This is a genomic window from Chengkuizengella marina, assembly GCF_009910845.1.
GTDB lineage: Bacteria > Bacillota > Bacilli > Paenibacillales > KCTC-33759 > Chengkuizengella > Chengkuizengella marina.
The window spans coordinates 160134-184383 of sequence record NZ_SIJB01000007.1; the positions used below are offsets into that span (position 1 = coordinate 160134).

Here is a 24250-nt window from a genome sequence, read left to right on the forward strand (position 1 = left end):
ATGATAATGAATAATCATGTTATAAAAGCTAGTAATTTTATTGATGGAAAATGGGATGAATTTAGTAACAATACGATTACAAATGTTAATCCTGCAACGTTGGAACCTGTCTCAACTATAAACATCTCAACTGTAGAAGATGTGAATCGAGCTGTTGAATCTTCTAAAAGAGCTTTTAAAGAGTGGTCAAGTTTTCCTGCACCTAAAAGAGGAGACATTTTATATAAAATTGCTGAGGAACTAAAGAAAAGAAAACAAGAACTTAGTGAATTGATGACTTTAGAAATGGGAAAAGTGATCACAGAATCTGAAGGCGAGATACAAGAAGCGATTGACATGGCTTATTATATGGGAGGAGAAGGAAGAAGGTTAAGTGGAGAAGTTGTACCTTCTGAGCTTCCTAATAAAATGGCAATGGCGATTAGAGAGCCATTAGGTGTTATAGGAGCGATTTCAGCGTTTAATTTTCCTGTTGCCGTACCTTCATGGAAAATATTCCCATCCTTAATTGTAGGAAATACTGTCGTTTGGAAGCCTTCCCCAAATACTTCAGGTATCGCAGCAGAATTTGTAAAATGTATGGTAGATGCTGGCTTACCTAAAGGGGTTATTAATTTAGTTGTTGGAGGAGAAGACAAAGTTGGAGAGGCACTGGTCTCCCATCCTGATATATCCTTAATTTCTTTTACAGGATCAACACATGTTGGACAAAAAGTTTATCAAGCATGTGCTGCAAACCATAAACAAGTTTCCCTAGAATTAGGAGGGAAAAATGCGATTATGGTATTGGAAGATGCAGATTTACCTCTAGCTGCTCGTGCAATTGCTTGGGGGGCTTTCGGAACTACAGGACAAAGATGTACTTCTACTAGTCGTATCATTGTTCAAAAATCTGTTTTAGAAGAATTAACTCCACTATTATTGGAGGAAGTTGCACAATTAAAAATCGGAAACGGGATAAATCATGATGTGAATGTTGGTCCGTTAATAAATAAAGAAGCATTAAAAAGAGTTGAGCAATATGTAGAATTAGCTAAAAAAGATGGAGTTCCAATCCATTATGGTGGAAATAAGATCGGTGAAGAAGGATACTATTTTGAGCCTACTGTTATTGGACCAGTATCACCTTCAAGTGCATTTGCAACTGAAGAAATTTTTGGTCCTATCTTATCAATCATTACTGTTGATACATTTGACGAGGCTATTGAAGTGAACAATTCTGTAGATTTTGGCTTATCTTCAGCTATCTTTACTAGGGATTTGAATAAAGCGATGAAAGCTGTTCGTAAAGTGGATACAGGAATTGTATATATTAACCATAGTACTTCCGGAGCTGAGATCCAAATGCCATTTGGCGGCACAAAACATACTGGGAATGGTAAACGTGAAGCGGGTCAAGCAGCATTAGATACGTTCAGTGAGTGGAAAACAATTTATATCGATTACAGTGGGGATTTGCAAAGAGCTCAAATCGATGTTGATTTTGCATAATAAGGTAAACATGTTTGTTTAGACAGGAATTAGGAAATATATAAACGTATTTTAAAAATGCCACTAATGTATGAATGAATAGATTTGAATTCTACTCATGATCATACTTAGTGGCTTTTTGGTTTATATCAAGTTTTAAATGTATAATAAATTATGTAAAACTAGATGAGTTAAATGGATTTTAATTGAAAGTTTATGTTTGGAGGTTCAATCCGTGATCACAATACAAGCACAGAAATATGATGGGAAACCACATTATACATGGCAGTCTGAATTGTTGGATTTAAACGATGAATATGTAATTGTACTTTCATATCCAGAAACTGAAATTAAACATTTTTCTAAAAATGAAGTTTTTACTGCTAACAACTGGTGGATTGAACTTTATCCGTTTGAAAAGTGGTTTACCGTTTCTATGGAAGTGGAAGATAGAAAACCAAGAGATATCTATTGTAACATTGCTAAACCATCTAATTATACAAACGGATTACTCACATTTATTGACTTAGATATAGATTTTGTAAAAAGAGATGGTAAGTGGAAGGTGCTGGATGAAGATGAATTTGAAATCCATCAAAGGAAATATAATTACCCAGTAGAAGTTGTAAACAAAATATGGGAGACATTAGATGATTTACAATTCAACTTAAAAAACAAACGTTTTCCGTTTGACGATACTTTAGAAAAGTATATAAGCAAGATACCAAACTATAAAACGTAATCATATTAGATGTATGAGATAAGATGCAATACACAAACCCTATATATAATACGATTCAAGTTGAGTTTTAGTTGTCATATTTAGTATTGTTTTACGGTGGGGACATTCCTTTCCTAGTTATTCTAACATACCATAGATATGTCGATTGAATCTATCTCTTATATGTACTTCCCTAGTACGAAAGATATCCCAATTGGTGATACTCCTTTTCCGATGTTTATTGTAACTTAATAGTCCTTATCGTTTCCATATCAATATTAAGTCATTTAACGGGTGAAGGAAACTATGTAAATATAATTGAAGGACCTGGTTATAAAATATGGTATTTATTTGTGACAAAAGAACAAAGTTATGAATTTACTTTGAAATTGTTATCCAATGATAGTGATGTTGTTCATGAAGAGTATATTAATGAGGCATTTCTTTTTGAGTTTGATGGAAAATCTATAAGAAATCAAGGGAGTGGGAGTAATACAAAAGTTGAAAATAGCCCAATAGAAGAGAATCATTAGAAATGAAAAAGGGGGTTTGAATATGAATATAAGGACTTATGGAATTCATCCTTTTAGAATAGCAGTTATTCATGGCGGTCCTGGAGCACCAGGCTCAGTAGCTGCTATCGCAAGAAATCTTTCAGAACATTACGGTGTGTTGGAACCCTTTCAAACGAAAACAACATTAGATGGGCAAGTTTCTGAATTGGTTGAAACACTAAAAACATATGGGGATCCTAACTCTCCATCGATATTGATCGGACATTCTTGGGGAGCATGGTTAGCTTATCTTACCGCGGTTAAATACCCATTTCTAGTAGAAAAGTTAATTTTAATAGGCTGTCCCCCTCTTGAAGAAAAATATGTCTCAAGATTAAGAGAAACAAGATTAGACCGGTTGAGTGATGAAGAAAATAATGAATTTCAAACGCTTATACATCAGCTTAGTTCTTTATCAAGTGAAGAAAAAGAAGATAAATATAATAGATTAAGTGAATTAGTCACAATAACGGATGATTATGATGTGATTGATGATAAACATGAAAAAGAAGATAAAGTCAAAGTTAAAAGTGCGAATTACATTTCTGTATGGAACAAGGCGGCAAATCTCAGAAAAACTGGTTCTCTTATTGGATATGCCAATCAGCTTAAATGCCCTGTGGTTGCCATTCATGGAGATTACGACCCTCACCCAGCTGAAGGAGTAAAAAAACCCTTAGAAAATACAATAGATGATTTTTATTTTTATCTTTTAGAAAAATGTGGACATTCACCTTGGAAAGAAAGGTCTGCCAAGAAGCAATTTTATAAGATATTACAAAGAGAAATAATATAAAAATATTAAAAATAAAAAACAAAAACAGTTGTTTCAAGGAAGATAGGGAGAAGTTACTATGAATAACTTTATGATAGGACAATATGGAAGTTTTGATTATAACAAATTTAATAGAGAATTTTAAGGATGAATTTTATGGAATAGAAGCTTGTTTATTTTCACAAGAAAAAGACACATTAAACTTAACATGCAAAATTGATTTATCTATGGAATGTACAAGTAAATGAACAGGTTGAACACTCACATTTTCCAGTATTGCCTGAACTAAAGCCAGATGGTTGGGCACCCACAGAAGTTTATTAAACAAGAAAAAATTCTCTTTGAACATAGTTCAGATTTAATTAGTGAAGAGGATCTAGAAAGATGTTATTCATGGGTAGATGATACTCTAAATAATTAATTTAGTAAAAGAATAATAATGAGGTGAGCTGTTAATGACTGAGAACAAGTTTCTCTTTTTTCTAAGAAGAGTGATTATTACTTTAGCTATACTTGGTTTCTTTATTGGAATATTAGCAGGTTTAGGTATGGCAAACTACATGAATGATATTCCTGGAAGGTTTTTATTTGATTATAATGAAAAGGCTTTCTATTGGTCAGTTGCTATTGCCGCTTGGATTTTAACTTTTCTTATCTGTTTATTCTTTTGGTGTATGCATCAAATTATTGGTTATCTTGATAAGTTATATTTAAAATCTGAACTGATAAGAAAGGAAAGAGAGAAAAACTGATCTTTAATAGAGATGAAAATAACATGTTTTTACTATATAAAATATAGTAAAAAATTAAAAAATATGTAACAAATAAATAGAATAATATGGAAAAATATGTAGTAAAATAATGGTGTAAGAAAAAATTAAACAAGGAGGTTTTTTTCATGTCACTTATTCCATTTGAACCATTTCGCGAACTGGATACGTTTAGAAGGGAGTTAGACAATTTTTTCAATAGTAAATTTCCTTCAGGGTTTAATTTTGGTATGCCAAGGATCGACATTCATGAAACTGATAATGTAGTTATTGTGATGTGTGATTTACCAGCGTTACAACAAAAAGATGACGTAAGTATTGATATTCACAATAACGTTCTTACCATTTCTGGAAGCATAAATAAATCTAACGAAGTAAAAGAAGAACATCTTTACAAAAGAGAACGTTATTCAGGGCAATTTCGTAGGTCTATTCCATTACCAGCATCTGTTTCAGATGATGATGTTAAAGCAGTTTATAAAAATGGTGTTTTAGAAATAAAAATGCATAAAATTAACGAATCACGTTCTAAAAAAATAAACATAGATTTTGAATAAAATAATAAAAAAATGTGGTGCCTTTTTGGTATCATATTTTTTTATCTTCTCTCAATACTGAATACGTCTTATATCCATCATTATTTATTTCCAAACAGTTTAGTTGTGAACCATAGCAACAACTACCATCAATCCCGATCTTGCCATCCCCAAACCATATATCATCACATTCATGGATGTAAGTTAATGGGGTGTGTCCAAAAACGATTGTTTTATCTAGTTTTACTGGATTCTTAATAAACTCATCTCTTATCCATATAAAAGTTTCCATCTGTTGATCTTTCCAATTATGATTTTCACTTTCAGGACTTACTCCTGCATGAACAAAAATATGAGATTCTGTTTCATGATGAAGAGGTAAAGAGGATAGGAATTTTATATGTTCAGGATAATTTTCTAGTATATACTGTTTTGCTTCTTCATGTGTGTGACCTAATTCGAACCATTCCAAACCACAATAACTGTATACAGTATATTCGCCACCATTTCGGAAATAATGTGCGAATTTTTTTGGATCATCTAACAATAACCAATCCAATAACATTTGATCATGATTTCCTTTAAGGCAAGTCACATTGCTTTCTTTATTAAGATGCATGACCTTCTCTATTACTTCTTTTGTTTGTTCCCCTCGATCACAATAATCACCTAATAGAAATAACCTATCATTTTGAGGATCAAACTTTACAAGAGTTAGTAGTTTATTGAATTCATCATAACATCCATGTATATCACTAATAGCTAGTATTCGTTTCATTTCATCACCTAATGTATAGAATAATATATGCAGTCCTTTTTGTAAATTGAGTACAATGCACAAAAAGATGAGTATTCATTACTCTCAACAATTACAACATATGATAAGTTAAATTTATCAAATTTTCTTATTGATATGTTTTTTCGTGAATTATAATATATAGACATATAAATTGAAAAATCATATCATGTGTGAGGGATATTATGAAAATTAAGCAAATATTTCGTTTCTTTTTATTGTTTTCTTTGATGAACTCTTTTTTATTTAATCATTCACTAGCAACTTCCTGGGCTTATTCATTTGTAGTTTGGGATGGTTATATTTATGAAGTCATTGACGAGAATGTATCACAGCTAAATAGACAAATCGGACATGTTACTAGGTATTCAGATATGGAATCTTTATCAGGTAATTTCTCAAACGCTTATCCAAAAGGTACTAAGTATTATTCTATTCAAGGAATCAGCACCGATGAAGCGATTGCAGTTCAAGTGAAGGATGAGATATTCAAAAAAGCAATTAGAGGAGGGGAATATGAAGGAGGGACAATAATTTATTGTCTATTCGTATTGGAATCGGTGGATTAATAATATTCTCATCGATTATTTATTACATCGAGAAAAGAGTTAGTAAATCATAAATAGGTTTTAAGAAAAGCAAATTTAAAGGAATATAACAAAAACTCCTATCTCGAAGATGTAGTCGAATACTTCATTAGCAGTAGTTTTTGTTGAGGAAGAAAGTATGACAAATTTTATATTTTCCTATCCTTTAAAAAAAGGAGATTTTTTAGATAAAAATCTCCATGCTTTAATGAAATAATTTATAATATACCTATTATCTTTAAGTTTTTTCTGCAACTATAGTAAAAGTTTTGGGAATTCCTTTGTCAAAAACCTCGCTAGATAAGTTTGGTTCTTCGTCTAAACTTTGAATAACTAATCCTGCTTTGGCAATTGCAGTAACAATTTCTCCAAGATTCCAATTACGATGTAATACTTTTCTAGGTTCTTTTTCTTGATCTAGAAATTTGATGAAGGATACTTCTTTTTCCTCTATTGAAGTATTAAAGTAATCTCCCGTTACTTTATGTTTGCGGATTTTGGATGTAGAACCTCTAGAAGTGATTAGTTTCGTTGTAACTGGATGGAAATCTCTTATGATAAATCGTCCTTGATTCCCTAGTAGCTTGTAGGCAATATCAAAAAAAGGCTTTAAATCAATAAAATAATGTAAGATCCCCATCTCTGCAAATACGATGTCATAATCAGCAGTTAGATGCTCTTGAGATAAGGAAAGGACATCACTCAAAATATATTCTAGTTTTACTTCTGCTTCGTGTGCTAATTCCTTAGCATAACGTTGATTCCCTTCAGAAAAATCAACTACCGTTACTTGCGCCCCTAATAAGGCTAACGCTATTGCCTTACTTCCATTGGAGCCCATCAGATTCATGATCTTTTTTCCTTTTACATCTCCAAATTTTTCGTAAAGAACGGAGAGGTTCTTTGAGGGAGCCTTTCTAATCTTCTTAATCGCTTCTCTAGGTTCTCCAAATCGCTGTACCCAAGCATCGTAAGTTTCCTTATTCCATATTTCTTCATTCAATTTCATTGAAATTTTTTGTTCATTTTTTTGTTTGTTCTTAAAACTCTGCATTGTTTTCAACCTCATTCATAGATGTTTATCCAAATAAGTATTATTTGTTATTAACTTGTATTGCTACTCCACAATTATTTTATACTCGAATCCAGCAAAAAGATGTAACCGTGTTATTTTACACTCTGATTAAAGATTAGTCTAGAACATTTGACAGTTTGTATTATGAACAATCTATGTTATGAAAATATAATATCCATAAGTTTGAACTACATACAATTTTTTCATTTATCTACTGTAGTGATACAAGAAAAATAGAGAAAAACTCAATTTATAAGCGTTTTCTTTATAATTAAAAGTTCTATTTTTAATATAAAACATAAACTAAAAGTAATAAGCTAGTCCAAGCAAGAATAAGGAGGTTTTTTAAATGAGCGATAAGGTTCTGATCGGTTTAATTCAATCTAAACATGAAATTCATGGAGATAAAAAGATTGAATTACATAAGGAAAAGTCAATCGCCAAACATCTCAACCTAGTTAGAGAAGCGAAAGATAAAGGAGCACAAATCATTTGCTTACAAGAAATATTTTATGGACCCTATTTCTGTGCTGAGCAAAACTCGAAATGGTATGATTCTGCAGAAGAAATTCCAAATGGTCCAACTACTAGATTATTTCAAGATTTAGCTAAACAATTAGAAGTTGTCATTGTGTTACCTATTTATGAAAGAGAAGGTATTGCAACTTATTACAACACTGCAGCAGTCATTGATGCAGATGGATCTTATTTAGGTAAATATCGAAAGCAGCATATTCCTCATGTTGGTGTTGGAAATGAAGGATGTGGTTTCTGGGAGAAATATTATTTTAAACCAGGAAATTTAGGATATCCAGTATTTGATACAGCTTATGCAAAAATAGGGGTCTACATTTGTTATGATCGACATTTTCCAGAAGGTGCTAGATTGTTAGGTTTAAATGGTGCTGAAATTATTTTTAATCCCTCAGCAACAGTAGCAGGATTGTCAGAATATCTTTGGAAACTTGAGCAGCCAGCACATGCAGTTGCAAACGGATATTATGTGGGAGCGATAAATCGTGTTGGATTTGAAGCTCCTTGGAATATGGGAGAATTTTATGGACAATCTTATTTAGCGAATCCTAGGGGAGAATTTGTAGCAATAGGAACGCGAGATTCTGATGAGATCATTATAGGTGAAATGGATAAAAAGATGATTCGTGAAGTTAGAAATACGTGGCAGTTTTATAGAGACCGGAGACCAGAAACTTATGGAGAAATGACATCTTTATTACCTTAAATTAAATAAAATACAAAGGAGGTTTCGTTATTGGGTTATTCAAAATCTATGAATATATCTCTTGATGATTTAGATCAAAATTTTCAAGAAGTGCAGCTAGGCTTAACGAGTATAGAAGCTTTGGAAGAAGCAAATCGATGTCTTTACTGTTATGATGCCCCTTGTATTACAGCCTGTCCTACAAGTATAGATATTCCTAAGTTTATTAAAAAAATTGCAAGTGAGAATCTACTAGGATCTGCAAAAACAATTATGGATGCAAATCCAATTGGAGCTAGTTGTGCAAGAGTTTGTCCAACATCGGAGCTTTGTGAGGGCGCTTGTGTATTAAACCATTCAACAAAACCAATTATGATTGGTTTATTGCAGCGATTTGCAACGGATTGGGCAATCAAGAATGAACAATATTTGTTTGAAGCAGGTATAAAGAAGGACAAAAATATAGCAATAGTAGGGGCTGGTCCTGCTGGACTATCAGCAGCTCGGGAATTGGCACGAATGGGTTATAGAGTAACGATGTTTGAAGCAGAAGAGAACGCAGGTGGACTGAATAAGTATGGCATTGTTTCATTTCGTCTACCTCAGCGTATTTCAGACTGGGAAGTTGAGCAAGTGAAAAAATTGGGTGTTGAGATTAGAACTGATACCAGAGTTGGCGTAGATATTCAGGTGAATGAAGTACTAGAAACCTTTGATAGCGTTTTATTATCTATTGGGATGTCACATGTTCCTGAACTCGGAATTGAAGGGGAAGATCTAAACGGAGTCTATGATGCGATAGAATTTGTGAAAGGTACTAAATCAGGTTCATTACCTAAAACGATGAAAGGAAAAAAAGTAGTTGTAATTGGTGCTGGAAATACAGCCATTGACGGAGCGACATGTTCTGTTCGATTAGGTGCAGAAAACGTTAAGATTTTATATAGAAGGTCCATGGATGAAATGACGGCCTATGATTTTGAATATGAATTTGCTAAGCAAGATGGGGTTGAATTCAGATGGTTAACAACACCTCAAAGAATCATTGGAAATGAGAATGGCAACGTTTGTGGAATTGAGTGTTTAAGAATGGAACTAGGTGAACCAGAACATGATGGTAGAAGGAAACCACAACCAATTCAGGATTCAACATTCATTTTAGAGGTGGATGCAGTCATAAAGGCCATTGGTCAATCAAGATATATAGAATTAATAGATGACTTTGGGCTTGATCATCATGATGGTGTTGTAAAAATAAATACAGATTCATTTCTTACTTCTAATCCTAAAGTGTTTGCGTGTGGTGATGTTATTTTTGCAAAAGGTCAAGGCGAAGCGATGGTAGTGACGGCAGCTCAGCAAGGTAAAGAAGTAGCATATGCTATTCATCAACAATTTACTAGAGAAATAGTGGAAGCAGAATCAAACAAATGAAGAGGAGGTTATGAAACATGGCTGATTTAAAAATGAATTTAGCAGGGATTAGGTCACCAAATCCTTTTTGGTTGGCATCTGCTCCTCCTACGAACTCTGGTTATCAAGTACAGAGAGCATTTGAAGCAGGTTGGGGTGGTGCGGTGTGGAAAACGTTGGGTGATCCTATATTAAACGTATCTTCTCGGTTTGCGGCCTTTCATTATAATGGTCAAAGAGTAGCAGGATTCAATAACATTGAACTAATCACAGATAGACCGTTAGAAGAAAATTTAAAAGAGATTTATGAAACAAAGAACCTTTTTCCAAATCATGCTGTTGTTGTGTCCATTATGGTGGAACCAAAACAAGAAAAGTGGCATGAAATTGTGAAAAGGGTTGAGGATGTTGGTGTAGATGGATTGGAGCTGAATTTTGGATGTCCTCATGGTATGGCTGAACGTGGAATGGGTTCGGCATCTGGCCAAGTACCTGAGCTTCTCGAAAAACAAACCTATTGGGTGAAAGAAGTGGCACAGACTCCAGTGATTGTAAAACTCACACCAAACATTACAGATATTAATGCAATCGCAGAGGCTGCTGCTCATGGAGGGGCTGATGCAATAAGCTTAATCAATACTATTAACAGTCTAATTGGGGTCGATTTAGATACATGGAATACGATCCCACATGTAGGTGGAAAAGGTGCTCATGGAGGCTACTGTGGACCTGCAGTAAAACCGATTGCCTTAAATATGGTTGCTGAATGTGCTAGAGATGAAAGGGTAGGTATTCCGATTTCTGGTATAGGAGGAATATCCAATTGGAAAGATGCGGCTGAATTTATGTTAATGGGAGCTACTGGAGTACAAGTGTGCACTGCAGTGATGCATCATGGTTTTAGCATTGTTGAAGACATGATTGATGGACTCTCAAACTATTTAGATCGTAAGGGAATTGCTTCTGTGACTGATATCATAGGAAAATCAGTTCCTAAATATTCGGATTGGGGTAATCTTGATCTAAACTATAAAGTTGTAGCTAGAATTAACAAGGATGTATGTATCAATTGCAATAAATGCTATATCGCTTGTGAAGATACATCTCACCAATGTATTGAAATGTTAGAGGGTTCTGGTGGAAACAAATATTTGGAAGTACGTGAAGAGGATTGTGTTGGCTGTAACCTTTGTTCGATTGTTTGTCCGGAGGAAGGTGCAATCAGTATGGTTGAGCTTGAAAATGAACATAAATCAATGACTTGGAATGAACGTCAAGCCGTGATGGAGACATTCAGAAAGTGAAAATATCATTATACAACTTGATAATAGCACAATTCATCACATGAATTTTCTTTATATTATAAATGAAAATAAGTGAGGAGGAACGTTAATGAAAAAAGTAATAAAAAATGGAACGATCGTTACAGCCACAGATACTTATAAAGGAGATATTTTGATAGAAAACGGGAAAATATTAATGATAGGTAGGCAAATTGAAGTGGACGGGGCAGAGGAAATAGATGCTTCAGGCAAGTATGTATTTCCTGGAGGGGTAGATCCTCATACACATTTAGAAATGCCATTTGGAGGAACTGTTAGTCGAGATGATTTTGAGACAGGGACGATTGCCGCAGCTTTTGGTGGAACCACAACAGTGATAGATTTTTGTTTAACGAATAAAGGCGAGCCAATCGCAAATGCAATTCAAACATGGCATGATAAATCAAAAGATAAAGCAGTCATTGACTATGGTTTCCATTTAATGATTGGTGAAATCAATGAAGATGTTTTAAATGAGTTACCTACAGTAATAGAAGAAGGAATTACTTCTTTTAAAGTATTTATGGCTTATAAGAATGTTTTGCAAGCGGATGATGAAACTTTGTTCCGTACTTTAGTTACAGCAAAGGAATTAGGTGCTCTTGTCATGGTTCATGCAGAAAACGGTGATGTCATTGATTATTTAACGAAAAAGGCACTTGCAGAAGGTCATACAGATCCAGTTTATCATGCATTAACTCGACCTCCAGAAGTTGAGGGTGAAGCGACAGGTAGAGCTGCTCAATTAACTGGTTTGGCAAACTCTCAGTTATATGTCGTTCACGTTTCTTGCGCAGATGCAGTAGAAAAAATTGCAGAAGCTAGAAATAAAGGGATAGATATTTGGGGAGAAACGTGTCCTCAATATTTGGTATTAGATATCTCGGATCTAGAAAAACCTGATTTTGAAGGAGCAAAATATGTTTGGTCGCCTCCTTTAAGAGAAAAACATCATCAAGAAGCATTATGGGGTGCATTGAAAAATGGCCAACTGCAAACGTTAGGGTCGGATCAATGTTCTTTTGATTTTAAAGGTCAAAAGGATCTGGGAAAAGGGAATTTTACAAAGATTCCAAACGGTGGACCCATGATCGAGGACAGAGTAAGTATTTTATTTTCAGAAGGTGTGAAAAAAGGCAGAATCACATTGAATCAGTTCGTTGATATTATGTCTACTAAAAATGCAAAGTTATTTGGTTTATTCCCACAAAAAGGAACCATAGCTGTAGGTTCAGATGCAGATATAGTTATTTTTGATCCTCACGTAAAACGGATTATTTCAGCAGAAACGCATCACATGGCTGTGGATTACAATGCTTTTGAGGGAATGGAGATTACCGGAGAACCTGTAACTGTTATGTCCAAGGGAGAGTTTGTCATTAAAAACAAACAATTTGTCGGTAAGCTTGGCACAGGAAAATACTTGAAACGCGCAAAGTATGGTGAATTATAAAACAACAGAAAACGAATTGAACACGCATTCACACTTAATAGTGGGTGTTTGCCCACGATTAGAAAGGGAGTGTTGGTGAATGGAAAATAAAGAAAGTCACTTAAAGTCTAAAGATTTACTTCCCATTCCTCATCATAAAAAAACAATCGGAAGTGCCGGATTTGCTTTCATTTGGGTAGGCATGGCAGTAGTTTTAGCCGCTTTTGCTATTGGAGGTACGGGTGTTCAGAGTTTATCACTTGGATGGGTTGTACTTGCAACCGTCATTGGAACAGTAGCGATTGGAGCATTTATGACCATTATAGGCGATATCGGAATTGAACATGGACTATCTTTCCCAGTGTATATGAGAGCTCCTTTTGGAACAGTTGGTACGCATATTCCATCACTTATACGTGGATTTGCTGCTTCTTGTTGGTTTGGTATTAATACTTATTTCGGATCTACTGCTATGAACGGTATTTTATTCGTATTATTTGGATTTGATAATTGGTTTGTTTGTTTTCTCATATTTGGTACTGTTCAGGTCATTAACACCTCATTTGGAATAAAAGCTGTGGAGAGATTTGCTGATTTAGCAGCTCCTATAATTATTATTATTTCTGCATGGATGTACTCTACATTATCTGATAAAGCATTAGCAGAAGGGAGAGAAGTATGGTCATGGATTGAAACCCCAGTTGCTGGTGGAGCAGCGTTTACAGCGTTTATTGTTATCATAATGAGTAATATGGGATTCTGGGCGACTTTAGCTGCTGATATGCCTTCAATTTCCCGTTTTATTAAGGCACCTAAAAATGAACGGAATTGGTTTAAACGTAATAAATCCTCATTAGTTGGAAATATCTTTGCACTCACTGCAACCCAAACCTTTATGATCATCATCGGTGGGGTTTCTTATATTGCTGTGAGAAATTATGACCCCGTTGTCGCACTACAAGAAGCTGCTAGTGGTATTATATTAGGCATCCTTTTACTCATGATCGTCCTTGCACAATGGTCAACCAATGTTTCTGCAAACTTAATACCCGCCGCTACCATTTTTTCCAATATGGGAGGTCCGAAGGTTCCGTTTTGGGCTGGGGTAGTTGCAGCAGGAATTATCGGTTCTATTGTTCAACCTTGGTATTTATTCCAAATCATAATCCCAGCATTACTGATTGTAGGCGGTATCTTATCTGCTATCGTAGGCATATTATTTGTAGATTATTATGTTCTTCGAAAAAGAAGAGTGAATGTCCATGAATTGTATAAAGATGATGGGCAATTTAAATATTTGAATGGTTTTAATTTGGCTGGATTCATTTCATGGATTATCGGAGGAGGAATGGCGTATCTATTATCTACATATTCCTTTGTCGTAGGTTTTATAGTAGGTGGAGCTTGTTATTACTTCCTAGCAAAATATTGGTGGTTTAATAAATACAAACAAAGTGAAATCGAGGATCCTAGTGATGAGAAGTATTTAGGCATAACTGTCGGTAGAGATTGGGAAATTAAAGCAGGTGATCCTGTGATTATAGAAGATGCAGCACGGATTGTACCCTCACTATCATCAGAACAAAAAGTTTAAAAAATGAGGAGATAGTAATCGGTTCTTAGAGTATTTATTATTTGATTTTTAAAATAAAAAGCTAGGGGGGGATGTATAACTGATGTCTTCTTATAATCAATATCTAGTTGAAAAAGAAAAAATAGATGCATTACTTCAAAGAGGATACAAAATAAAGAATGTTCGTGAGAACTTGAGTGGTTCATTTGTTGAGTTTGAATTAAAAGATATTAGTGAAAACAGAAAGTTTGAAAATAAAAAAACACTACTTGTAACAAATGCAGATGCAAGGAAGTATTTTTCATCGTTAATTATTCAGGAGAAGAAAGATTAAATGCTGTAAAAAACATAAATATAAAGAAATAGAATGAAGTATTTAAATTTCGGAGACCATTTAATTATACTAATTTAAAATATGTATATTTCAACTTATAGTGAATAGGTTTATCAAACTCTTAAAAGGATGGATAAAAAGCTTATATTAAAGCTTATATCTGTCCTATTTCTATTGAAAAATAAACATAAGAAAATATAAGTTTAAACTAGACATTTAGGTGTTATATATATGAGATATAATGTTAAAAGGCGGTGATGATTATGCAATCGGACAGATTATTTCAAATTGTATATATTTTATTAGATAAAAATCAAGTAACTGCAAAGGAACTGGCTGAAAAATTTGAGGTTTCTACTAGAACCATTTATAGAGATGTAGATAAGCTATCTATGGCAGGGATTCCAATTTATACGAATAAAGGGAAGGGCGGGGGTATTAGTTTACTTGACCATTTTATTATGGACAAATCTATTTTATCAAATGAAGAACAGAACAAAATTTTAATTGGACTAGAAATGATTAAAGCAACGGAATATGGGGATGTGGATCAAGCAATTTCTAAATTGAAAACACTGTTTAACAAAAGTGATGAAAGTTGGATCGAAGTTGATTTTTCTTATTGGGGGAGCTCTAAACTTGAAAAGGAAAAATTCAATAAATTAAAATATGCATTAACAAGTTGTATTAGTATTAAATTTGATTATCGTAACTTATATGGGAGTATGACCGTTAGAATGGTTGACCCATTAAAGCTCATATTTAAACAAAAATCATGGTATTTAGAAGGGTATTGCTTGCTAAAAAATGATTATAGATTTTTTAAAGTGAATAGAATCAACAATCTAATCGTCACTGATACTTTATTTAATAGAAGTAAATATGATTTAAACAAGTTAAATCCAACATTTCCATCAAACAAAATCGATAATCCAATCCATCTAAAAATGGTTTTTACGTCAAATATTAAACATCGGATTTTTGAAGAGTTTGCGGATCATGTCATTACTGAATTGTCAGATGGTAATCTTGAGGTGAACATTGTCCTTAATGAGGATGAGTGGTTATATAGCTATTTAATTTCTTTTGGAGAAGAAATTAATATTATTGAACCAGATTATATTAATAAAATTTTAGTGCAAAAATTAACAAAAACATTAGAAAGATATTTAGACAATTCATAATATGACATGATGTTGTCAGATTAACCTTGTTAAACTATAGTTACAATTGATTAATAGATGGAGGGATGATGATGAAAAAAGAATGGAGAAAACATGAAAAGGAGATTTATTTACCCAAGAATAAACCAGAACTAGTAGAAATACCTTCCTTTAATTACTTCATGATTAAAGGAAAAGGAAATCCAAATGAAGAAACCTTTGGAGAATATATAGCTGTATTATACTCATTATCTTATGGAACAAGAATGTCATATAAATGGAGGAATCCACCTCAAAATTATTATGAGTATACAGTTTATCCACTTGAAGGTGTATGGGATATCGCTGATAAATCTAAATATATTCCAGGAGTTGTTGATAAAGACAATTTAGCTTTTGAGTTAATGATTAGACAACCAAGTTTTGTTACAGAAACTTTTGCGAATCAACTAATAGAATTGACTAAACAAAAAAAGCCTCATCGTTTGTTAGAAGAAGTTGAGTTTAAAACGATAGAAGAAGGTAGATGTGTACAGATGTTACATTTAGGAAGTTATGATGATGAACCCATTAGTTTTGAAATAATGAAACAGTTTTGCATTCAGAATGATTTAAAAAGAATATCAATGAAACATCGAGAAATATATCTTTCTGATTTTAGAAAAACGAAAACAGAAAATTTGAAAACAGTTTTGAGATTTAAAGTGCAATAATAAGGAAATTAGAAGATATTAAATATTCCACAAATGCAAGTGCATTTATTCGACTTGCCAAGTACATACGAAACAATGCTTCCTCACACAGATCTAAAATGGCACTCAAATCTAAACGTTTTGCTTCCAACAGTTTATCCTATGATTTTTATCGTTAAGACACCCCTCTATAGGTAATTTCTTCCTAATCAGGTGGAGTAGAATCTCCATCTGATTTCACGATGTTTAAGCTTTGCCTTAAACGAGTTCACTCTCTGCTTAAAGTTTTTCCTTCTCGGTAAGTGATTATCAAGCTTTCTCTTCCCTCTACGATCTAAGAGACCGTTGACTCCCGACTTGATAAACAGTTATACTTTTTTAACTGTCTACCACAAGGAGATCATATCAACTATGGAAAAGCTTTTTTAGTAAATATTATTGAAAAAGTACATTCGTTATTTTACAAGTAGATATAATATAAGTAGGGATGTTACGTCCTGCGTTCTACAAGTCCAGGATTTAGATATGATTGGCTATTATCAAAATAACGGAAATTGTTGTGTAAAATTATCTTGTAAAGTAATTCTGAGAAGATCTTCATAATGTAGAAAAAGCTTTTCGGATTTATTTATCATGTATTTGATAGCGAGTAAATGCAACTGAATAATCACTCCATTTAAAGGTATGCTGGTTTGCATCCACTACACCTAAAAAGCCTTCTCCAGGATGAAAACCTGTCCAGTTACTTTTAAATCTCTATTTAATGCAAAACCTTATGAGACTTACTGTAAAAATATTGTAAAAAAAATATATTTTTCAAAGTTTAAGGAGGGTTTTGAAATGATAGTGTAGAAAGTATATAAATGGAAAGTGGGTGGTATCTAACTAAAAATACTTAAGAAGTTGAAATCATGCACCTGGAAGTATAATGAAAGTTCCTTCAACAAAAAACTTAAAATAAAGCAGTTTATAAAGCAAATAAAATATTTATGACTTGGAGAAATATACAACCGTTCGAAAATTTAAAACGTATGTTATTTATTAACTGAAAATTATGAAAATTAAAAATAATTATTAAAAAATAGTATACAAATCTATGAAATAATAGTTTTTAGCCAAAAAGTGTAAGCGCTTTCCCTATGAAAAATCATTTATTTTTTCATGCAGATATGATTAAACTGTTCATAAATAAAAAGGGAAGACTAATCAATTTATTATCTAGAATAGAAGATGAAGTATATTATCTCCTGTCATGCATAGAACTATCGTGATAAAAATTTCTATATCAAATTAAGACAGATTTTGTTGAAGGTTTGGTTACTACGTGAGACTAAAAAAACGCATGATTTTAAGGAAGGAAATTTTTTAAGGCCAACATTTATGAAACGGAGCAGCCATTTATAAAGAAGTCGAAATCGTAATTTACCCAATTTCTTGAAAAAAATAAAGCAGGAATGTTAGGAATCAATGTTAGAGTATCAGATACAATGGCCTTTTACTCATTCTTAAGCATGAAGAATGAGTCTGATTTTTGACATGGTTTTATAAACTACACTATTTAGGAGGATATTTTTAATGAAAATGATCAAGAAATCAATGAATTTCATCATTATTTTTACACTATTACTCCCTTTAGTTTTGACAAACAGTAGTTTTGTAATGTCTGCTAGTAACGAGAATTGGATGGAGCAAGTTAATTCTAATAATCCTGAGTTTGGTAATCGCACATTAAGAGAAGTCATATTACCAGGAACTCATGATGCAGGTACATCTACAATGGATGATGCAAACGACCCTAGAGACCCTGGTCCAGATTTTTGGAATCTTAAAGATTTATTTCAAAATGCAGCTGCACATGCTGGAAAATCAATTGTTGCAGATTGGTCTCAGACACAAGGTTTAACCATTGAACAACAGTTAAATGAAGGGATTCGATATTTTGATTTGCGTGTTGCACCTAATGTTTGGAAGCCAGTTTTTGACAGCTATCAAATTCAAGAAACAAATTTACGTACTCTTCATGGTTTATATGGGGAGTCGGTGAGTGAAATTATTGCTGATACGAAAAGGTTTCTGGATGAAAACGAAAAGGAAATTGTAATTCTAGATTTTCAACATTTTTATGAAATGACACATAATAGCTACAATCATCTTAATCAATTACTCCAAAATACTTTTGGAGACTTGTTAATTCCTTCTTCATATGGAGTGAATGTTACACTTAACCAGCTCTGGAGTGAAAATAAGAGAGTCATCGTTTTATATGGTAGTGATAATCAGCGTTATACTAATTCAATAGATATAAGAAGCATTTATGCTAATGATTTTAGTAGTTGGCTTTGGGATCGTAGATCGAATGTTCAATCTGATTGGGCTAATACTACTGATGTGAATGTATTAAAACAAAGGCTTGATCAGAGCATTGCATCAGCAAACTCTAATAAGTTTTTTGTACTACAAGGGGTACTAACACCTAGTGATGATTTAATTATCGATGCAGTACTTGGAGGTTTAGATCCGTTTTCAGCGATAGGTGTACATTCATTACATGAATTAGCAAGATCAGCCAATAATGAAGTTCCAAGATGGGTACTGAATGATTGGGCTAATGAACCATTAAATATTGTTATGCTGGATTGGATTCATGAAACTGATATCGTTAATATCATTCGAAGTATGAACGAAGGAAGTGAGTATCAAGGACCTGTAGAACAACGAACTCTTATTGCTTCAATAACATCAAATGGAGGACCTCAACCAGGTCAGAAACACCGTTCAAGTCATAACTTTTCTACTGTAAACATTCCCTCGGGTACTGAAAAGTTATATTGGGAAGTTGTGAATAACTCCAATACAGATGCAATTAGATTTAGAGTGAAAGAGGATGTTTCCATATGGACTGATCCAATTATATTTAACTCATTAAGCAGTGGTTCTTACACTGGTATCATAAGGAATGGCAAATTATATATTGCAGATCCATCAAACACAGGTGGAAATTCATTCACTGTTAAAGTTTATGCTGTTAAATAATTTTTTTAGTCATTTACCCATACAGTATCATATATACCATCTGAGGAAATAAAGTGAAATATATTAAAAGGAAATGATGAAATGAAAAAATATTTATTTTTATTGATCCTGACAGCTATACTAATTCTCCCAACATATCATTTAGCTGATGCCTCAGAGAATTCAAGCGAGTTGTATTATGATCTGTCAGTAGATTCATTTAACCTACAACCGGAGGGTTTTAACGATTTTTTTAATGAATACTTCATATCCACTCATACTCCACATCATAATGGGTATGACAGAATCTATAATTCTACTGATTCTCAGATTATTGAAGGAAAATTTCAATATGGGGATATTAGGAAAGACCTTGAAGGTGAATGGGTTTCAATATATTTGTGGTCGTTTTCAGATGAAGAGCCTACATGGACACAGATTGGTAGACAAAAAACGGACTCAGATGGTCGAATATCATATACTATATCAGAAGATCAGATACTAGGAAATGGATTACACCTAATTAAATTGCATGTTGAAGGTGATGCAACTTTTGCAAATATGTTTATAAACGTAATTGATCAAGGTGAAAAGTTTGTTGTTTTTGATATTGATGGTACATTAACAACTGATGATTTTGAATCTGTAAAAGAATATGCTGATGAATTTTTTTCAGAGACATATCGTGCAGAAATGTATACAAGTGCTAATGAAGTAGTAGATTATTATGTTGAACAAGGATACAGTATAATCTATTTGACAGCAAGACCATATTGGTTATCTGAAGTTTCACAAAGATGGCTAGTAGACAATAGTTTTCCACATGGGACTCTACATACCTATCCGGGGGCAACTTTTACTGAAGATGCAGCAGGATATAAAGAAAACTATTTATCAGATGTATTAAGTAGTGGAGGTATGATAGATTTTGCTTATGGAAACGCTCTAACGGATATAGAAGCATATTTTAGCGTTGGTTTAAACAGGGATCGGATATTTATAATCGGAGAGAATGCAGGCATTGAGGGTACTACACCCGTTAATAATTATCCAGATCATCTAATGACTCTAATAGAGAACTAAAACATCAGACTCTTTTGTAGTAAATCCCCCGTACTTATAATAGACTAACTATATAAGGGGGGATTTACTTTGTTTCAGAATCAGTCTGATATGTTAAAAAAAGATGAGCAGTATGTCTGGCATTCTATGAAACCTTATAATCCTGAAGCCACATTGGTGGTCAAAAAAGCAAAAGGATCTTGGATTACGGATAATAGAGGAAAAACATATTTAGATGCCATGGCAGGTCTTTATTGTGTAAATGTAGGATATGGTAGACATGAATTAGCTGAAGCTGCTTATGAGCAACTAAACAATCTAGCATATTATCCGCTTACACAAACTCACGAACCTGCGATAAAACTAGCTGAAAAGCTTAATGAAATGTTAGATGATGAATATGTTGTATTTTTCTCCAATAGTGGTTCAGAAGCAAACGAAACTGCTTTTAAAGTCGCTAGACAATATCATCAACAAAAAGGAGAACACTCTCGTTACAAATTCATTTCCAGATATCGAGCTTATCATGGTAACACAGCAGGTTCACTTGCGGCTACAGGTCAAGCTCAACGCAAGTATAAATATGAACCATTAGCGCCAGGATTTATTCACGTTGCACCACCTGATTCTTATCGTATGAATGAAAACGCTAACGATCCAAAAGAATTAGAGTCAGTTAAATCTATAGATCGTGCAATGACGTGGGAATTAAGTGAAACAGTTGCTGGAGTGATCATGGAACCGATCATTACAGGTGGGGGTGTGCTCATGCCTCCTAATAATTACATGAGTGGTGTTAAAGAGGTATGTGAAAAACATGGTGCACTATTCATTGTTGATGAAGTCATTTGTGGATTTGGCAGAACGGGAGAGGCATTTGGGTTTATGAATTATGGAGTCAAACCAGACATCATATCGATGGCAAAAGGGATCACTAGCGCCTATTTACCCTTATCAGCAACTGCTGTAAGAAGGGAGATCTATGAAGCCTTTATAGGTTCAGAAGAATACGAATATTTTCGACATGTAAATACGTTTGGTGGAAATCCAACTGCTTGTGCACTTGCCCTTAAAAATCTTGAAATCATGGAAAAAGAAAAGCTATTTGATCGGTCTAAGGAAGTTGGCAATCGTTTATTAAATGAACTTCAGAGCATATTACAGGATCATCCATATGTAGGGGACGTTAGAGGAAAGGGATTACTAATAGGATTAGAACTAGTATCTGACAAAGAGACAAAGGAACCATTAGAATCTAGGCTGGTTAATCAAGTCATCAGTATTTGTAAGGAAAATGGTTTAATAATAGGGAAAAATGGTGCAACTGTTGCTGGATATAATAATGTTATTATTTTGTCTCCACCTCTTACGATTGGAAAAGAAGATATAGAATTTCTTATTAAAACTTTAGTGGATGCTTTACAAAAAATAAAATAGACATTGAGTTTCAATAGTCAAGTTTCATTAAGGAGCCTGGTTCTTTGGAGTTATTGTTTTGATTACTTTAACAATATCAAAGGCAAGGCTCCTTTTCGTATATTAAGATCCTAGTTAGATTTTCATTTTAATTGGTAATAACTAATGGGCACTTCAATGTACCAAAGACATAGGTGCAATGAGGCTATCTACTTTTGTTGAATATCTTAGGATTAAGTTGTTATAGCGGTTTAACTGGCAGATAAATATCTATAAGATGCTTCTTTTCGGGATGTGTGTTAGGATCATTTAAATACATTTCAAAACTTGCTCCATCATCAGGCTGATATCCACTATTAGGCAACCACTCACCGTATAAATACTTCCACGCATCACCATGTTGCTCACCATTATCAATCGTAAAATGTCCAATTGCATATTTCCCTGCAGGGATAGCCATTTTGCCTAATTCACCATCTACTATCGTATCTTTTGGAACGGCCATACATACGCTTGTTCTCAGTTTATCCTCATTTGTAATTTCATGGTTGTCATGATAGATAGTTAATAGTTTTATTCCTTTATCATTCACAATCCCTTTTGCTGAAGCCCAAGTTACTAATCTACCAAGCATATTCTGAAATACTTTTCCAAATTCTGAATAAGCACCTACATGACGCAGATAAATCACAGTCATTTCTTCAACATCAACAATATCCACCTTACATTCCAATTTCAATTTTTTTTGCCTCCAATCATTTGTTTTATCAATTTCATTGTATCTTAGAGGCGCATTATTGACTTTTCTAATCTTGCTATTGGTTTGGCTTTTCTTGCTATAAGTTAATCTATATTCTGTTGCACTCATTCCGTAATATTTTTTAAATGATCGGGCAAACATGGCTGAATTCGTAAAACATAAATCTAAAGCAATTTCAGTAATTGTTTTATGAGGGGCATGAAGCAAGTAACTTGCTGCTTTTTCTAGTTTCAATCTATTGATGTAGTTAGAAAGTGTTTCGTTCATGATGCTTCCAAATATCCTATGGAAATGATATTTGGAAAACCCTGAAATTGCTGAGAGTTCTTCCAATGTAAAGACTTTATTTATATTTCTTTCAATATAGTCTTGAACTAAATTAATTCGTGAAACATATTCTCGATGTAATAAAGAACTTTTTGTGCTATCCATAAATAAAACCTCCATTACTATAAATGTTAGTGTTATCATTTTATCATTAACCAATATGCATCGCTTTTCTTATCTTGCTAAATTAGAGGGAAAATTGTTATATGAAAGAGAAAAACTAAAAACAAATGACCTTGGGTGCACTAAACACCTAACAAGGTCATTTGATCGATTTTGATTACTATTTTCTGTTCACAAACTCTCTTACCATATCATCACTTACAAAAACGCGTGTAGGTGATATCCCTTGTTTAGCGTGATCGTTGATTTTACCAGTCCAATGATTGATTTTATCTGTAGAAAAAGGTTTGCCTTCTTTGCATAATTGAACTGCCTCATCTATGGCTTTCTCTCGTAGTAAATCTAGCTCTTGGAATTGTACCAGATGTTTATGCAATTTATTTGTATGTTCAGTTAAGGCTTCTCTCGTATCCATATTATCTGTCCTCTCTATGTTATTTCATTGTATTTCCTCTAATTATTTCCCGGGCGAGCGCGGGAATCGATGAGAATCGTGATGAGTTTACAAAATATTTCTCTATAGCTCATTTTGATATGAATGATATTGACGAATAAACAAATGATGATCATGCATTCTTAACATATAATACAATGAGGTAAGAAATTTTAAAAGGAAATATTCATCTAAATAATAAAAATTTCATGGCATAATGATCTTTCCAGTTCAATATATCATTCCATGCACGAAAATAATCTTTTAAAAATATTATCCATTGTAATTCTACTTATTGAATTTTATCTAAGGGAATGCTTGCTATTTAATGGTATATCTTTTTCGTTTGAAATTAATATTTCGTTAATATGTTAATGCATTTATTAAACAATTAAGCAATAATGGATGTATTAAATATAGGGGTACAACGAAGTGCAAATAAATTTTATATATAACTGAGTGAAGTTAAAATGGAAACTGAATAAGGTTGCATCAAATCGTTTACTGTATTTATTCAGATCTTCTTCTCTCCAAAATTTTAAGAAGCAATAGGTAAACAGGTAAAATCTAAATCGATAAAAGATGGCATTTTGTTGAGTGAAAAAGATGTTTTGATTCTAGCAGATCATCATATTCATCACTATTTAAAAGAAGATATTCAAACAAAAGGTAAAACGTAAAAAGT

At 33.2% G+C, this 24250-nt stretch carries 23 protein-coding genes and 1 pseudogene; 18 read left to right on the forward strand and 6 right to left on the reverse strand.

Features of this window, described 5'->3' with window-relative positions; translation table 11 throughout:
• Positions 1-6 precede the first annotated feature (6 nt).
• From ERL59_RS03115 to ERL59_RS03140, 6 genes are all read left to right on the forward strand, one after another.
• Positions 7-1491 carry an aldehyde dehydrogenase family protein gene (locus ERL59_RS03115; protein ID WP_160644396.1) on the forward strand — a complete coding sequence of 495 codons (1485 nt, stop codon included), beginning with the start codon at positions 7-9 and terminating at the stop codon, positions 1489-1491.
• Between the two features lie 214 nt (positions 1492-1705).
• The gene (locus ERL59_RS20965) at positions 1706-2212 is read left to right on the forward strand and encodes a DUF402 domain-containing protein (protein WP_160644398.1); all 507 of its coding nucleotides are present in this window, start codon (positions 1706-1708) and stop codon (positions 2210-2212) included.
• A gap of 332 nt (positions 2213-2544) precedes the next feature.
• Positions 2545-2724 (forward strand): hypothetical protein, encoded by a 180-nt coding sequence (locus ERL59_RS03125; RefSeq protein WP_160644400.1) that lies wholly within the window; start codon positions 2545-2547, stop codon positions 2722-2724.
• 22 nt (positions 2725-2746) lie between these two features.
• Positions 2747-3541, forward strand: coding sequence for an alpha/beta fold hydrolase (locus ERL59_RS03130; RefSeq protein WP_160644402.1), 795 nt, complete (start codon positions 2747-2749; stop codon positions 3539-3541).
• Positions 3542-3975: 434 nt separating this feature from the next.
• Positions 3976-4272: a hypothetical protein gene (locus tag ERL59_RS03135; RefSeq protein WP_160644404.1), complete on the forward strand. Its 297-nt coding sequence runs from the start codon at positions 3976-3978 to the stop codon at positions 4270-4272.
• Positions 4273-4418: 146 nt separating this feature from the next.
• Positions 4419-4847 (forward strand): Hsp20/alpha crystallin family protein, encoded by a 429-nt coding sequence (locus ERL59_RS03140; protein WP_160644406.1) that lies wholly within the window; start codon positions 4419-4421, stop codon positions 4845-4847.
• 31 nt (positions 4848-4878) lie between these two features.
• Here ERL59_RS03140 and ERL59_RS03145 read toward each other — a convergent pair whose 3' ends face one another.
• The gene (locus ERL59_RS03145; RefSeq protein WP_160644408.1) at positions 4879-5604 is read right to left on the reverse strand and encodes a metallophosphoesterase family protein; all 726 of its coding nucleotides are present in this window, start codon (positions 5602-5604) and stop codon (positions 4879-4881) included.
• Between the two features lie 203 nt (positions 5605-5807).
• On the opposite strand from ERL59_RS03145, the gene ERL59_RS03150 reads away from it, so the two are divergent.
• Complete coding sequence (locus tag ERL59_RS03150; protein WP_201763456.1) at positions 5808-6191, forward strand: hypothetical protein; 384 nt, start codon at positions 5808-5810, stop codon at positions 6189-6191.
• Positions 6192-6447: 256 nt separating this feature from the next.
• On the opposite strand, the gene ERL59_RS03155 is transcribed toward ERL59_RS03150, so the two are convergent.
• A complete protein-coding gene (locus ERL59_RS03155) occupies positions 6448-7263 on the reverse strand; it encodes a class I SAM-dependent methyltransferase (RefSeq protein ID WP_160644410.1) in 816 nt (271 codons plus the stop codon).
• Between the two features lie 370 nt (positions 7264-7633).
• Here ERL59_RS03155 and ERL59_RS03160 point away from each other — a divergent pair, with 370 nt between their 5' ends.
• From ERL59_RS03160 to ERL59_RS03195, 8 genes are all read left to right on the forward strand, one after another.
• Positions 7634-8524 carry a nitrilase-related carbon-nitrogen hydrolase gene (locus ERL59_RS03160; protein ID WP_160644412.1) on the forward strand — a complete coding sequence of 297 codons (891 nt, stop codon included), beginning with the start codon at positions 7634-7636 and terminating at the stop codon, positions 8522-8524.
• Between the two features lie 48 nt (positions 8525-8572).
• Entirely contained in the window at positions 8573-9937 is a 1365-nt protein-coding gene (locus tag ERL59_RS03165) for an NAD(P)-dependent oxidoreductase (protein ID WP_160644586.1), read from the forward strand.
• 17 nt (positions 9938-9954) lie between these two features.
• Entirely contained in the window at positions 9955-11220 is a 1266-nt protein-coding gene (gene preA, locus ERL59_RS03170) for an NAD-dependent dihydropyrimidine dehydrogenase subunit PreA (RefSeq protein WP_160644414.1), read from the forward strand.
• A gap of 88 nt (positions 11221-11308) precedes the next feature.
• Entirely contained in the window at positions 11309-12691 is a 1383-nt protein-coding gene (gene hydA, locus ERL59_RS03175) for a dihydropyrimidinase (RefSeq protein ID WP_160644416.1), read from the forward strand.
• A 79-nt stretch (positions 12692-12770) separates the two neighbouring features.
• Complete coding sequence (locus ERL59_RS03180; RefSeq protein ID WP_160644418.1) at positions 12771-14264, forward strand: NCS1 family transporter; 1494 nt, start codon at positions 12771-12773, stop codon at positions 14262-14264.
• 82 nt (positions 14265-14346) lie between these two features.
• The gene (locus tag ERL59_RS03185) at positions 14347-14577 is read left to right on the forward strand and encodes a hypothetical protein (protein WP_160644421.1); all 231 of its coding nucleotides are present in this window, start codon (positions 14347-14349) and stop codon (positions 14575-14577) included.
• A 263-nt stretch (positions 14578-14840) separates the two neighbouring features.
• Positions 14841-15761, forward strand: a complete 921-nt coding sequence (locus tag ERL59_RS03190; protein WP_160644423.1) for a helix-turn-helix transcriptional regulator — start codon at positions 14841-14843, stop codon at positions 15759-15761.
• A gap of 71 nt (positions 15762-15832) precedes the next feature.
• Complete coding sequence (locus ERL59_RS03195) at positions 15833-16453, forward strand: GyrI-like domain-containing protein (protein WP_160644425.1); 621 nt, start codon at positions 15833-15835, stop codon at positions 16451-16453.
• Here the strand turns inward: ERL59_RS03195 and ERL59_RS03200 are convergent.
• Both ERL59_RS03200 and ERL59_RS03205 read right to left on the reverse strand, forming a co-directional pair.
• Positions 16440-16583: a hypothetical protein gene (locus tag ERL59_RS03200; protein ID WP_160644427.1), complete on the reverse strand. Its 144-nt coding sequence runs from the start codon at positions 16581-16583 to the stop codon at positions 16440-16442. The two genes, ERL59_RS03195 and ERL59_RS03200, sit on opposite strands and share 14 nt — an antisense overlap.
• A 473-nt stretch (positions 16584-17056) precedes the next feature.
• Positions 17057-17173: pseudogene (locus tag ERL59_RS03205) on the reverse strand (hypothetical protein); the annotation flags it as partial.
• An 834-nt stretch (positions 17174-18007) separates the two neighbouring features.
• Here ERL59_RS03205 and ERL59_RS20670 point away from each other — a divergent pair.
• From ERL59_RS20670 to ERL59_RS03220, 3 genes are all read left to right on the forward strand, one after another.
• A complete protein-coding gene (locus ERL59_RS20670; RefSeq protein WP_201763458.1) occupies positions 18008-19465 on the forward strand; it encodes a phosphatidylinositol-specific phospholipase C domain-containing protein in 1458 nt (485 codons plus the stop codon).
• 81 nt (positions 19466-19546) lie between these two features.
• A complete protein-coding gene (locus ERL59_RS03215; RefSeq protein ID WP_160644430.1) occupies positions 19547-20527 on the forward strand; it encodes an LNS2 domain-containing protein in 981 nt (326 codons plus the stop codon).
• A gap of 69 nt (positions 20528-20596) precedes the next feature.
• Complete coding sequence (locus ERL59_RS03220) at positions 20597-21943, forward strand: aspartate aminotransferase family protein (protein WP_268894484.1); 1347 nt, start codon at positions 20597-20599, stop codon at positions 21941-21943.
• A gap of 220 nt (positions 21944-22163) precedes the next feature.
• Here the strand turns inward: ERL59_RS03220 and ERL59_RS03225 are convergent, their stop codons facing one another.
• Both ERL59_RS03225 and ERL59_RS03230 read right to left on the reverse strand, forming a co-directional pair.
• Positions 22164-23114, reverse strand: coding sequence for an AraC family transcriptional regulator (locus ERL59_RS03225; protein ID WP_160644432.1), 951 nt, complete (start codon positions 23112-23114; stop codon positions 22164-22166).
• A 178-nt stretch (positions 23115-23292) separates the two neighbouring features.
• Positions 23293-23547 carry a YpbS family protein gene (locus ERL59_RS03230; protein WP_160644434.1) on the reverse strand — a complete coding sequence of 85 codons (255 nt, stop codon included), beginning with the start codon at positions 23545-23547 and terminating at the stop codon, positions 23293-23295.
• Positions 23548-24250 lie beyond the last annotated feature (703 nt).